We start from the raw sequence: 12,951 nt of genomic DNA on the forward strand, positions 1-12,951 counted from the left end.
TCGCCTAGCCTTGGGGTCATGAACACCCCCGCCGAGCGGTACGAAGCGGCGCAAAGGCGGGCTCAGCGTCCTGCCCTGACCGAGTTCGTCGATGAGCTGGACTTCACCCTCGACGACTTCCAGGCCGAGGCCTGTGACGCGCTGGAGCGCGGCACGGGCGTGCTGGTGTGCGCGCCGACCGGTGCCGGCAAGACCGTCGTCGGGGAGTTCGCCGTCCACCTGGCGCTGCGGCAGGGGCGCAAGTGCTTCTACACGACGCCGATCAAGGCGCTGTCGAACCAGAAGTACAACGACCTCGTGCAGCGGTACGGCGCCGAGCGCGTCGGCCTGCTCACCGGCGACAACGCGATCAACGGTGACGCCCCGGTCGTCGTGATGACCACCGAGGTCCTGCGCAACATGCTGTACGCGGGCTCGGCGACCCTCGAAGGCCTCTCCTACGTCGTCATGGACGAGGTGCACTACCTCGCCGACCGGTTCCGCGGCGCCGTGTGGGAAGAGGTGATCATCCACCTGCCCGACTCGGTGACCCTCGTCTCGCTGTCGGCGACCGTGTCCAACGCGGAGGAGTTCGCCGACTGGCTCGTCACCGTGCGGGGCGAGACCACGGTCGTGGTGAGCGAGCACCGGCCCGTGCCGCTGTGGCAGCACATGCTCATCGAGCGGCGGATGTTCGACCTCTTCCACGACGCCGAGGCCGCGCAGAAGCACGACGTGCATCCGGAGCTGCTGCGGTACCACCGGGAGATGCTCCGCCGGGTCGAGATGACGGCGGGCCAGCGGGGCGGCCGGCGCAAGGGCCCCTACCGGCCCGAGATCGTCGAGCGCCTGGACCGTGAGGGCCTGCTGCCGGCGATCCTGTTCATCTTCAGCCGCGCCGGCTGCGACGCCGCCGTCCAGCAGTGCCTCGCCGCCGGGCTGCGGCTCACCGCGCCCGACGAGCGGGTCGAGATCCGGACCATCGTCGAGTCGCGCACCAAGCACATCCCGAGCGAGGACCTGCAGGTCCTCGGGTACTGGGAGTGGCTCGACGGCCTCGAGCGGGGCCTCGCCGCGCACCACGCCGGGATGCTGCCCGCGTTCAAGGAGGTCGTCGAGGAGCTGTTCGTCCGCGGCCTCGTCAAGGCCGTCTTCGCCACGGAGACCCTGGCGCTGGGCATCAACATGCCCGCCCGGTGCGTGGTCCTGGAGCGGCTGGTCAAGTACAACGGCGAGGCGCACGTCGACCTGACGCCGGGGGAGTACACGCAGCTGACCGGCCGCGCCGGGCGCCGCGGGATCGACGTGGAGGGCCACGCCGTCGTCGTGTGGGCGCCGGAGCTCGACCCGCGGCACGTGGCGGGGCTGGCGTCCACCCGGACGTATCCGCTGAAGTCCAGCTTCCGGCCGTCGTACAACATGGCCGTGAACCTCGTCGGCAGCGTCGGCATCGCCGCCGCCCGCGAGCTGCTCGAGAGCTCGTTCGCCCAGTTCCAGGCGGACCGCTCGGTGGTCGGGCTGGCCCGGCAGGTGCAGCGCAACGTCGACTCGATCGCCACGTACGGCGCGGAGACCGCCTGCCACCTCGGCGACTTCGACGAGTACTTCGGCTACCGGGTCGCGATCGCCGACCGGGAGCGGGCGATCGCCCGTCAGGGCGCCCAGCAGCGCCGCGCCGCCGCCCTGGAGTCCCTGGAGCGGCTGCGCCCCGGCGACGTCGTCCGGGTGCCCACCGGCCGCCGCGCGGGCCTCGCGATCATCATCGACCCGGGCGTCGGCGGGCGTGGTTTCGGCGAGCCCCGGCCGCTCGTGCTCACCGAGGACCGCTGGGCCGGCCGGATCTCCGGCGCCGACTTCACTTCGGCCGTCGAGTCCCTCGGCCGGGTCAGGGTCCCGAAGCAGTTCAACTACCGCTCGGCCCAGGACCGCCGGGACCTCGCCGCGCAGCTGCGCCGCCTCTCGCTGGAGCCGGCTCCCCGCGGGCGGCGGTCCCGCAACCCGTCCGCCGTCGACGACCACGAGCTCGACCAGCTGCGCGCCTCGATGCGCCGGCACCCGTGCCACCAGTGCCCGGAGCGGGAGGAGCACGCCCGCTGGGCCGAGCGGCGCTGGCGCCTGGAGCGCGACACCGAGGCGCTGCGCGGCAAGGTCGCCAACCGCACCGGCTCCCTCGCCCGCACGTTCGACCGTGTCTGTGGCCTGCTCACCGACCGCGAATACCTCTCCGCCGCCGGCACCGTCACCGACGCCGGCCGGATGCTCGCCCGGATCTGGTCCGAGACCGACCTGCTCGTCGCCGAGTGCCTGCGCACCGGCGTCTGGGACAGGCTCGGCGCCGCCGACCTCGCCGCCGCCGCCAGCGTCCTGGTGTACGAGGCCCGCCGCGAGTCCGACGACCGCGCCTCCATCCCGCGCGGCGACGTCTCCGAGGCCATCGACGCCACCCTGAAGCTGTGGTCGGAGCTGCGCGAGGACGAGGACTCGCGGGGTCTTCAGCTCACCCGGGAGCTGGATCTCGGCTTCGTCTGGCCGGTGTACCGGTGGGCCCGCGGCGAGAGCCTCACGAAGGTGCTCGGCAGCGTGCACGGACTGGAGGGCGACATGCCGGCGGGCGACTTCGTGCGCTGGTCCCGCCAGGTGCTCGACCTGCTCGGCCAGCTCGCCGAAGCGCCGGGCGCCTCGGACGCCGTGCGGCGCACCGCCAGGCAGGCGATGGCCGCCATGACGCGAGGAGTTCTCGCATACAGCGTCATCGCGTAGTCACCCACCGAGTTTTCATCGGAGCGGATTAGAAAAAATCGTTCGGATCCGCAATGATGCTTTTCGCCGGGGGGCCAGTCCCGGCGCGGAAGGAAGCATCGTGGGAGAGCTGCATCATTTCACGTACGGGCTGATCACCCCGATCTTCGCGTACGCGATGTCGTTCCTGGGTTCCCTCCTCGGCCTGGTGAGCACCGCCAGAGCCCGGGCGGCCACCGACACCCGCCGCCGGGCGTGGCTGCTGGTGCTCGCGGCCTGGGCCATCGGCGGCACCGGCATCTGGGTCATGCACTTCATGGCGATGATCGGCTTCAGCGTCAGCGGCTCCCCGCTGCGCTACGACGTCCCGATCACCGTCGCGAGCTTCTTCATCGCCGTCATCACCGTCGGCCTCGGGCTCTTCATCGTCGGCCTCGGCAAGCCCGCCATGTGGAAGGTGCTCGTCGGCGGCCCGATCACCGGCGTGTCCGTCGCCTTCATGCACTACACCGGCATGGCCGCGATGCGGATCAACGGCTCCTTCGACTACAAGAGCAACCTGTACCTGGCGTCCTACGCGATCGCGGTCGTCGCCGCCACCGTCGCCCTCTGGTTCACCATCGTGGTCCGCGGCATCCCCGCGACGATCGCCGCGGCGGCCGTCATGGGCGTCGCCGTCTGCGGCATGCACTACACCGGCATGGCGGCCATGCACGTCAACCTCACCACTGACAACCTGGCCACGGTCCCCGGCGTCGACGTCAACTGGTTCCTCGCCCCGATCGTCCTCTTCGTCCTGGTCGTGGTCATCGCCCTCGCCAGCGCCGTCATGGCCGTCCCCTCGGAGCGCGAGCAGGCCGAGGCCGCCGCCGTCCGCGACAAGATCGCCGCCGGCGACGCCCTCCGCTCCGCCACGGCCGGCCCCGTCTTCGGCGGCGGCTCCGCCGCGGGCCCGACGGCCCCCGGCACCGGCCAGGCCTTCTCCGCCCGCGCCGCCAACGGCATCGCCGACGCCCGCCGCCAACGCGGCCGCTGACCGCTCCGCTCCCTTCCGCCGCTTCTTCCTTCCGCTGCCGCTCGACGGGTCGTTTCTCGCCCCGTCCGGGCGGCAGCGTCGTTCCCGTCCCGCCGATCGCCCCGTTGCCATGACCACCGACCCGATCTGGACGTCGGCCTCCGCCCTTCCGCGGCTGGCGGCCGGTCAGGTCTGCGCTCGCCCTTCTGGCCGTACGCGAGCTGGCGTGACCGCCGCTGTCACCTCCCTTGGTGATCGAAGTCGCGTGGCGGTCGTCCGGGCGACCAGAGCTGTCCTTCGATCATGGTGAGAGATCCGCGCGGTCTGGTAGTTGCTGTCCGCGTGGGTGGGGTGATTCTCATGATCCGGAAGAGTTTGTGTGGCTATGGCGACCAGAAGTCTTCCGGATCATGGGGTGGACTGGGTGGTACCAGGGTTGTGTGCGTGATCCGGAAGGACGTGTGTGGCTGGGGTGGCGTGAGGGGTTCCGGGGCGCCGGGTGAGGGGTGGGAGGGGACGGGGAGAAAAAGTTGGGGAGACGGTGGGTCGGGGATGAGCGGCTGGCGGATACTTGGCGGGTGACCGAGGCGCGGCCCCGACCCAGGCGCACTGTTGGCGACTCGCTCGAGGAGTTCGAGCGGGACCTGATCTCCAACCTGTACTACCAGCGTGGGACGACGATCGAGTCGGCGAGCGGGCCTGACGGCTACCACACGCTGGCCGTGACCGTGCGGGACAGGCTGGTGGACAGGTATGCGAGGACGGCGGCGGCGCATTACGCGGCCAATCCGCGGTTCGTGTACTACCTGTCGGCGGAGTACCTGCTGGGGCGGCAGCTCAGGCAGAACCTGCTGTACACGGACACGGAGCGGTGGGTCAGGCCGATCGCCGAGGACCTCGGGGTGTCGCCGGAGGCGCTCGAGGTGTACGACGTCGAGCCCGGGCTCGGCAACGGCGGGCTGGGGCGGCTGGCCGCGTGCCTGATGGACTCCATGGCGACGCTGGACATCCCGGCGGTCGGGTATGGGATCCGGTACGAGTTCGGCATCTTCAAGCAGACGTTCCGCGACGGCAAGCAGGTCGAGCGGCCCGACGACTGGACGTTCTACGGCAACCCGTGGGAGTTCCCCGCACCCGACGACCGGCAGCTGGTCGGGTTCTACGGCACGACCGTGGCCGACCCGAAGGACCCGGAGAACCTGCGGCGGAAGTGGACGCCGGGGGAGACGGTCAGGGGCGAGCCGAGCCACATGCTCGTGCCGGGGTACGGGACGCAGACCGTCAACATCATCCGGCTGTGGCAGGCCAGGGCGAGCCGCGAGTCGTTCGACCTGGCGAGGTTCGGGGTCGGGCAGTACGTCGAGGCCGTCGACGACATCGTGCGGGCCGAGAACATCAGCAAGGTGCTGTACCCCGACGACAGCACGGAGCCTGGGCGGGAGCTGCGGCTCAAGCAGCAGTACTTCCTGGTGGCGTGCTCGCTGAGGGACATCATCCGGCGGTACCGGCTGCGCAACAGCGGATGGGAGGGGTTCGCCGACAAGGTCGTGATCCAGCTCAACGACACGCATCCGGTGATGGCGGTGACCGAGCTGATGCGGCTGCTGGTCGACGAGCACGGGCTCGGCTGGGACGAGGCGTGGGGGATCACCCGCCGGACGTTCAACTACACGTGCCACACGCTGCTGCCAGAAGCGCTCGAGACGTGGCCGGTGCAGCTGCTGGAGCGGCTCCTGCCGCGGCACATGGAGATCGTCTACGCGATCAACCACTTCTTCCTGGAGGAGGTGCGGCAGGCGTACCCGGGCGACGAGGACGTCGTGCGCCGCATGTCGATCATCCAGGAGGGCGACGAGCGGCGGGTGCGGATGGCGCACCTCGCGGTCGTCGGCAGCACCGCCGTCAACGGGGTCGCCGAGCTGCACACGAAGCTGCTGGCCGGCACGACGCTGCACGACTTCGCGCAGCTGTGGCCGGAGCGGTTCCACAACGTGACGAACGGGGTCACGCCGCGGCGGTTCCTGCGCATGGCCAACCCGGCGCTGTCGGAGCTGATCACCGAGATGCTCGGCGACGAGGGGTGGCTGACGGACCTGGAGCGGCTGCACGGGCTCGGCCCGCACGCCGACGACCCCGCGTTCCGCGCCGCGTGGCGGGACGTGAAGCGGCACAACAAGGCCGGGCTCGCCGCCGCGGTCGAGCGGTCCACGGGCGTCCTCATCGACCCCGACGCGCTGTGCGACGTGATGATCAAGCGGTTCCACGAGTACAAGCGGCAGCAGCTGAAGCTCCTGCACGTGATCACGATGATGAACCGGATCCGGGCCGACCCGCAGGCGACGTACGTGCCGCGCACGGTGCTCTTCGGCGGGAAGGCGGCGCCGGGCTACCACGCGATGAAGCTGCTCATCGAGCTCGTCAACGCGGTCGCCGGCGTGGTGAACACCGACCCGGTCGTCAGCCGGTATCTGCGGGTGGTGTTCCCGGCGGACTACAACGTGACGAAGGCGCAGTTCATCATCCCGGCCGCCGACCTGTCCGAGCAGATCTCCCTGGCCGGCAAGGAGGCGTCCGGCACCGGCAACATGAAGCTCGCCCTGAACGGCGCGCTCACCATCGGCACCCTCGACGGCGCGAACATCGAGATCCGGGACCGGGTCGGCGCGGACAACTTCTTCCTGTTCGGGATGGACACCCCGGCGGCGACGGCGCTGCGCCGGTCCGGGTACTCGCCGCGGTCGTTCTACGAGGCGGACTTCGAGCTGCGGCTCGCCGTCGACACGATCGCCTCCGGCACGTTCGCGAAGGGCGACCGCGACGTGTTCGCTCCGGTCGTCGACGCGATGCTGGGGCGCGACGAGTACATGGCGCTCGCCGACTATCGGTCCTATGTGGACTGTCAGGACACGGTCGCGGAGGCGTGGACGGATCCGGACCGGTGGACGCGGATGTCGATCCTCAACACGGCCCGGTGCGGCTTCTTCTCCTCCGACCGGACCGTCCGGGAGTACTGCGAGCAGATCTGGAAGGTGGACCCGGTCCGCGTCGGGGAGGCCTAGACCGCAGCTAGGCCGCAGCTAGCTCGCCAGGGCGTCGACGATGCGCTTGGTGGCGCCGGCGAGGCCCCAGCGCTCGGCGAGGGCGAGCAGCGCGTCGGGGTCGGCGGGGGCGGACGGCAGCTTGGTGTCGACGTCGCCGAGCGGGATGGTGCGGGCGACCGCCACCACGTCGCGGGCGGCGGTGAGGTACTCGCGGCCGGCGGCGATCTTCGTGCGCAGCCCCGGGGCGAAGCCGGAGGCCGGGTCGTCGAGCGCGGCGAGGATGCCGTCGAGGTCACCGTACCGGTCGACGAGGCGCGCGGCCGTCTTCTCGCCGACGCCCGCGACGCCCGGCAGGCCGTCGGACGGGTCGCCGCGCAGGGCGGCGAAGTCGGCGTAGCCGGCGGCGGGCACCCCGTACTTGGCGTGCAGGGCGGCGTTGTCGAGGACCTCCAGCTTCGCGACGCCGCGGCCGCAGTACAGGACGGTCACCTCGCGGGTGTCGTCGATGAGCTGGAAGAGGTCGCGGTCGCCGGTGGCCACCTCGACCGGGCCGGGCTCGCGGGTGGCGAGGGTGCCGATGACGTCGTCGGCCTCGTAGTCGTGGGCGCCGACGGCGGTGATGCCGAGCGCCGCCAGGAACTCCAGGATGATCGGCACCTGCGTCGACAGGGCGTCGGGGACCTCCTCGCCGCCGGCGGGGGTGAGCCGGTGCGCCTTGTAGGACGGCAGCAGCGCCACCCGCCACGCCGGCCGCCAGCTCTCGTCGAGGGCGCAGACGAGCCGGTCCGGCTGCCGGCCGCGGACCAGGGTCGAGAGCATGTCCAGGAAACCGCGGACGGCGTTGACCGGGGTGCCGTCGGGGGCGACGGCCGCCTTCTCGGGCACACCGAAGAACGCGCGGAAGTAGAGGCTGGCGGAGTCGACGAGCAGCAGAGGTCGGGCCACTGCAGCAGCCTACCCAGTCAGCCTAGCGAAGCACGTGCACCCGGGTGGTGGTGCCGGTCTGGCTGGTGTGTCGCTGGACCAGGTCGACCAGGTAGTGGACCATGACGAGGCCGCGCCCGCCGCGGCCGCCGGTGGGGCGCAGCCGGCCGGCCATCACGTCGGTGAGGCGGCCGAAGTCGCGGACCTCGCAGACCACCCGCTCCTCGTCGCGCCAGGTGCGCAGGGTGCCGGAGCCGCCGGCGTGCATGATGCTGTTGGTGGCCAGCTCGTTGACCGCGCTCTGCAGGTCGCCGATGCGGTCCGGCGGCAGCTCCGCGTCCAGGCCGATCTCGGCGACGGCGCGGCGGACCTTGACCAGCCCGCCGACCTCGAAGCGCAGCGTCGTGGCGCCGAACGGGGGCTCCGACAGCGGCACGTTGTAGGCCTCGGTGATGCCGTAGGGGTCGTACGCGTCGCTGGCGGACCGCGCGCCGTCCTCGATCATCGTCGGGTGCGTCGCGTAGGCGTCCTTGACCATGTACGGGTCGAGGCGGCTGGTGTCGTAGGGGCAGAGGATCGACGCCTCGCGGCCCTGGAACGCCACGTTGATCATCGCCTCGTGCTGGACGCAGGCCGGGTACTCGTCGTCGGAGCGGCCGGACCAGATCGGCTCGCCGATCACGCGGACCCGCTTGCCCGGGTGCTCGTCCATGAACTTCGACAGCACCCACGGGATGATCCGGCCCGGGTTGCGGCCCGCCTCGTGCATGTCGGTAAACGCGACGACCTCGGCGAACGCGCCGAGCCGCTCGCGGATCAGCTGCACATTGGCCGGCGGCGCGGCGACGGCGACCGGCTCGCCGAGGGAGACACCCTCGTAGATGAAGTTCATCGTGCCGTCGAGGAACGTGGCGGCGTCGCGGTACGCCAACGCATCATGGACGAACGGCTCGTTGCGCCGGTCGCCAGCGATGGCCGCGTTGCGTGCGCTCATGCGATGCGCTGCTCGTCTCGATCGGGGAACCGCTCGGTCCGTACGATCTCTGCCCTTACTCAAGCTCCGACTGCAGACTACGCCATAGGTCCCCGACCGACACCTATCCGTTGGTGTCGACTCCGGGTTGTCGCCCGGAAACCAAACGAACGTTAAGCTTGCACACGTGTCCCAGAAGGAACAGCGACTCCGTGCCGCGCAGTCCGCCGCCACCGCGGCCGGACTCGACGCGCTCCTCATCCCACCAAGCGCTGACCTGCAGTATCTCACAGGTTACGACGCGCACGCGCTGGAGCGGCTCACCCTGCTCGTGCTGCCCGCCGACGGCGAGCCGACCCTGATCGTGCCCCGCCTGGAGCGCCCGGCCGCCGAGGCAGTCGATCCCCACGGTGTATGGATCGTCGACCACGTGGACGGTTCGGACCCGTACGAACTGGTGAGCGCCGCCATCGGCAAGGCCGACGCGGTCGGGCTCGGCAACCGGATGTGGGCCGAGCAGGTCCTCGCCCTGCGCGCCGCGCTGCCGTCCGCCGAGCAGCGCCTCGCCGGCGCCGTCCTGGCCGCCCTGCGGGTGCGCAAGTCGCCCGGCGAGGTCGAGGCGCTGCGCCGGGCCGGGCAGGCGATCGACGCCGTCCACACCCAGATGGGGCAGTGGCTGCGGGCCGGCCGCACCGAGAACGAGGTCGCCGCCGACATCGCCGCCGCGATCCGCGCCGCCGGGCACGCGACCGTCGAGTTCACGATCGTCGCCGCCGGACCCAACGGCGCCAGCCCGCACCACGGCACCTCCGACCGGGTGATCGCCGCGGGTGAGCCCGTCGTCGTCGACATCGGCGGCCGCATGCCCGACGGCTACTGCTCCGACTCGACCCGCACGTACTGCATCGGCGAGCCGCCCGCCGAGTTCGCCGCGTACTACCAGGTGCTGTTCGAGGCGCAGCGCGCCGCGGTCGCCGCCGTGCGGCCCGGGGTCACCGCCGAGTCCGTGGACGCCGTCGCCCGCGACCTCATCGCGGCCGCCGGCTACGGACCGGCGTTCCTGCACCGCACCGGCCACGGCATCGGCCTGGACGGGCACGAGGAGCCCTACATCGTGGCCGGCAACGACACCCCGCTCGAAGAGGGCATGGCGTTCTCGATCGAGCCCGGTATCTACCTCTCCGGCCGGCACGGTGCCCGCATCGAGGACATCGTCGTGTGTACGAGCAGCGGCGTCGACCGGCTCAACACGATCCCGACCGAGCTGGTGATCCTGTGAGCACCGTGGAGCGGATCCTGCCGACCGAGGAGGCCGCGGACCTCATCGGGCTCGTGCGGGAGATCGCTGACGGGGAGCTGGCGCCGCGCGTCGACGACTTCGAGGCCCGCGGCCAGTTCCCCCGCGAGCTGTTCCGCCTGCTCGGCCGGGCCGGGCTGCTCGGGCTGCCGTTCGACGCCGAGTACGGTGGCGGCGGCCAGCCCTACGAGGTGTACCTGCAGGTCCTCGAAGAGATCGCGGCCCGCTGGCTGGCGGTCGCCGAGGGCGTCTCCGTGCACAGCCTCGCCTGCTACCCGACCGCCGCGTACGGCACCGAGACGCAGCGCAAACGGCACCTGCCCGACATGCTCGGCGGTGAGCTGCTCGGCGCCTACTGCCTGTCGGAGCCGCAGAGCGGATCCGACGCGGCGTCGCTCACCACCCGGGCCGACCCCGACGGCGACGGGTACACGCTCAACGGTACGAAGGCCTGGATCACCCACGGCGGCAAGGCCGACTTCTACGACGTCTTCTGCCGCACCCCCGAAGGCATCTCCTGCCTGCTGCTCGACGCCGGCACCCCCGGGCTGCTGCCGCAGGCACCCGAGCGGACCATGGGCCTGCGCTCCTCCACGGTCGCGCAGATCGTGCTCGACGGCGCGCACGTGCCCGCCGACCGGCTCCTCGGCGAGGCCGGAGGCGGGTTCAAGATCGCGCTGAGCGCCCTGGACGGCGGCCGGCTCGGCATCGCCGCCTGCGCCGTCGGCGTCGCCCAGGCCGCCCTCGACTACGCGGTCGCCTACGCCAAGGACCGCGCGCAGTTCGGCCGCCCGATCATGGAGTTCCAGGGCGTCGGGTTCATGCTCGCCGACATGGCCACCCAGATCACCGCGGCGCGGGCGCTGTACCTGTCCGCGGCGAGACTGCGCGACGCCGGCCGCCCGCACAGCGCGGAGGCCGCGATGGCGAAGCTGTTCTGCACCGACACTGCGATGCGCGTCACCACCGACGCCGTCCAGGTGCTCGGCGGGGCCGGCTACGTGCAGGACCACCCCGTCGAGCGGTACATGCGGGAGGCCAAGGTGCTGCAGATATTCGAGGGGACCAACCAGATCCAACGCCTCGTCATCGCCCGGTCGCTCTGAGAATCGTGCCTGCGCGCCGGGGCGGGCACCAGTTAGGGTTCGTGCCGTGGAAGAGACCGATCGCGCGATCGTGGCGGCCCTGGCCGCCGACGGCCGCCTGTCCTACACCGACCTCGCCGAGAAGGTGGGGCTGTCGGTGTCGGCGGTGCACCAGCGGGTGCGCCGCCTGGAGCAGCGCGGCGTCATCAAGGGCTACACGGCACGGCTCGACCACGACGCGATCGGACTGCCGCTGACGGCGTTCGTCGCGATCCGCCCCATCGACCCGTCGCAGCCCGACGACGCCCCCGACCGGTTGGCGAAGCTGCCGGAGATCGAGTCGTGCTACTCCGTCGCCGGCGAGGACTTCTACATGCTGCTCGTCCGGGTCGAGAGCCCGCTCGCGCTGGAGCGCCTGCTGCAGGAGATCCGCACCGCCGCCAACGTCATCACCCGCACGACGGTCGTGCTGTCCACGCCGTACGAGAGCCGGTCGCCGAAGATCTAGTGGCCGGTGCGGGCCCGGCTGATCGCGTCCCCGACGCCGCCGGTGTCGGACAGGTCGGGCAGGACCACGTGCGCGCCCGCCGCCGCCAGCTCCTCGACCGTGTAGCGGCCTGTCGCCACCGCCACCACGCCCGCGCCCGTGGCGAGGGCCGCCTCGACGTCCAGGGGTGTGTCGCCGACGAGGACCGTCCGCAGGCCGTCGAAGGAGCGCTCGTACCGGTCCCGCGCCGCCGCCCTGGCGATGCCGACGAGGTTGGCCCTGACGGTGTGGCTCCAGCCGTACGCGCCCGCGTCCAGATCCAGGTGCTCCACCAGGCCGAACGGGCCGAGCTTCACCTCCGCGATCCGCCGCAGGTTGCCCGTCAGCACCGATTGCACCCCGCTCGCCGACATGACGGCGGCCAGGGCACCGGGCAGCGCCCGGCCCCGCACCGGCAGGAGATGCGCCAGCTCGTCGAACGCCGTCTCCGCCGCGACCCGCAGCCCCTCCAGGTGCTCCTCGGACGTCGGCGCGCCGTTGAGCCGCAGCACGTCGTGCGCGATCGCCCGGTCGGTGCGGCCCGCCATCGGCGGCTGGGCGGTCACCGGCCGACCGTACCGGCGAAAAAATGCCAGATCGTAGGCCTCGCGACCGAGTCCATCGACGTCGACGAGTGTATGGTCAACATCCCAGAGCACCAGAACCTCGTCCACGAGACGCACTGTAGCGAAGCGAGGCAGAATGAGGCGGATGGGCGACATCGTCGTGGTGCGGCACGGACAGACCGAGTGGAGCGCCGCCGGGCGCCACACCTCGAGGACCGATCTCGACCTCACCCCGGCGGGTGAGCGGCAGGGCCGGGCACTCAGCCGGGCGTTCATGACGGCGGGCTTCGTCGCCGTCGTCAGCAGCCCCCGCCGCCGCGCGCTGCGCACGGCGGAGCTCGCCGGCCTCACGGTCACCGAGGTCGACGCCGACGTCGCCGAGTGGGACTACGGCACGTACGAGGGGCTGACCACCCCCGAGATCCGGGCCGAGCGGCCGGACTGGGACCTGTGGACCGACGGCTGCCCCGGCGGCGAGACCCCGGAGCAGGTCACCATCCGGCTCGACCGGTTCCTGGCGCGGGTCCGCCCGATGCTCGTCGTCGGTGACGTCGCCGTCGTCAGCCACGGCCACGCCTCGCGCGCCCTGGCGTCGCGGTGGATCGGCGAGTCCGTCGCGTTCGGCGCGCGCCTCAGCCTCGACACCGCGACCCTTTCGACCCTCGGCCACGAGCACGACCTGCCGTCGATCCGCACCTGGAACACGACCATTTGAAAGACCGCCGATAAATAGGGTTGTCGCCGTCGTCGGCGCGCCCTATCGTATTCATCAACACCGGATGAAACACGAGAGACAGGAGATGGGC

The 12,951-nt window shown here is 71.5% G+C and carries 10 protein-coding genes; 7 read left to right on the forward strand and 3 right to left on the reverse strand.

Annotated elements, in window-relative coordinates; genetic code table 11:
* Positions 1–18 precede the first annotated feature (18 nt).
* The 3 genes from ABD332_RS13560 (at position 19) to ABD332_RS13570 (ending at position 6,792) form a co-directional block, all read left to right on the forward strand.
* On the forward strand, positions 19–2,739 hold the full coding sequence (locus ABD332_RS13560; RefSeq protein ID WP_344502195.1) for a DEAD/DEAH box helicase: 2,721 nt from the start codon (positions 19–21) through the stop codon (positions 2,737–2,739).
* Positions 2,740–2,839: 100 nt separating this feature from the next.
* Complete coding sequence (locus ABD332_RS13565) at positions 2,840–3,754, forward strand: MHYT domain-containing protein (protein WP_344502196.1); 915 nt, start codon at positions 2,840–2,842, stop codon at positions 3,752–3,754.
* A 557-nt stretch (positions 3,755–4,311) separates the two neighbouring features.
* Positions 4,312–6,792: a glycogen/starch/alpha-glucan phosphorylase gene (locus tag ABD332_RS13570; RefSeq protein WP_344502197.1), complete on the forward strand. Its 2,481-nt coding sequence runs from the start codon at positions 4,312–4,314 to the stop codon at positions 6,790–6,792.
* Positions 6,793–6,810: 18 nt separating this feature from the next.
* Here ABD332_RS13570 and ABD332_RS13575 read toward each other — a convergent pair whose 3' ends face one another.
* Positions 6,811–7,719, reverse strand: coding sequence for a 5'-3' exonuclease (locus ABD332_RS13575; RefSeq protein WP_344502198.1), 909 nt, complete (start codon positions 7,717–7,719; stop codon positions 6,811–6,813).
* 22 nt (positions 7,720–7,741) lie between these two features.
* A complete protein-coding gene (locus ABD332_RS13580; RefSeq protein WP_344502199.1) occupies positions 7,742–8,692 on the reverse strand; it encodes an anti-sigma factor RsbA family regulatory protein in 951 nt (316 codons plus the stop codon).
* 166 nt (positions 8,693–8,858) lie between these two features.
* On the opposite strand from ABD332_RS13580, the gene ABD332_RS13585 reads away from it, so the two are divergent.
* The 3 genes from ABD332_RS13585 to ABD332_RS13595 are packed head-to-tail and all read left to right on the forward strand — an operon-like array spanning position 8,859 to position 11,561.
* Positions 8,859–9,950, forward strand: a complete 1,092-nt coding sequence (locus tag ABD332_RS13585) for a M24 family metallopeptidase (RefSeq protein WP_344502201.1) — start codon at positions 8,859–8,861, stop codon at positions 9,948–9,950.
* Positions 9,947–11,074, forward strand: coding sequence for an acyl-CoA dehydrogenase family protein (locus ABD332_RS13590; protein ID WP_344502202.1), 1,128 nt, complete (start codon positions 9,947–9,949; stop codon positions 11,072–11,074). The genes ABD332_RS13585 and ABD332_RS13590 overlap by 4 nt, the downstream gene beginning before the upstream one ends.
* Positions 11,075–11,120: 46 nt before the next feature.
* The gene (locus ABD332_RS13595) at positions 11,121–11,561 is read left to right on the forward strand and encodes an Lrp/AsnC family transcriptional regulator (protein ID WP_344502203.1); all 441 of its coding nucleotides are present in this window, start codon (positions 11,121–11,123) and stop codon (positions 11,559–11,561) included.
* On the opposite strand, the gene ABD332_RS13600 is transcribed toward ABD332_RS13595, so the two are convergent.
* Entirely contained in the window at positions 11,558–12,301 is a 744-nt protein-coding gene (locus ABD332_RS13600) for an HAD family hydrolase (RefSeq protein ID WP_344502204.1), read from the reverse strand. The genes ABD332_RS13595 and ABD332_RS13600 overlap by 4 nt on opposite strands.
* On the opposite strand from ABD332_RS13600, the gene ABD332_RS13605 reads away from it, so the two are divergent.
* Entirely contained in the window at positions 12,291–12,860 is a 570-nt protein-coding gene (locus ABD332_RS13605) for a histidine phosphatase family protein (protein WP_344502205.1), read from the forward strand. The genes ABD332_RS13600 and ABD332_RS13605 overlap by 11 nt on opposite strands.
* Positions 12,861–12,951: the final 91 nt, after the last annotated feature.

This window comes from Dactylosporangium maewongense (assembly GCF_039531485.1).
GTDB lineage: Bacteria > Actinomycetota > Actinomycetes > Mycobacteriales > Micromonosporaceae > Dactylosporangium > Dactylosporangium maewongense.

What these genes read in the sequence shown, in the direction of transcription:
- ABD332_RS13605 (WP_344502205.1), top strand. Translation starts at nt 12,291, where the DNA reads ATGGGCGACATCGTCGTGGTGCGGCACGGACAGACCGAGTGGAGCGCC.
- ABD332_RS13580 (WP_344502199.1), bottom strand. Translation starts at nt 8,692, where the DNA reads ATGAGCGCACGCAACGCGGCCATCGCTGGCGACCGGCGCAACGAGCCG.
- ABD332_RS13560 (WP_344502195.1), top strand. Translation starts at nt 19, where the DNA reads ATGAACACCCCCGCCGAGCGGTACGAAGCGGCGCAAAGGCGGGCTCAG.
- ABD332_RS13600 (WP_344502204.1), bottom strand. Translation starts at nt 12,301, where the DNA reads ATGTCGCCCATCCGCCTCATTCTGCCTCGCTTCGCTACAGTGCGTCTC.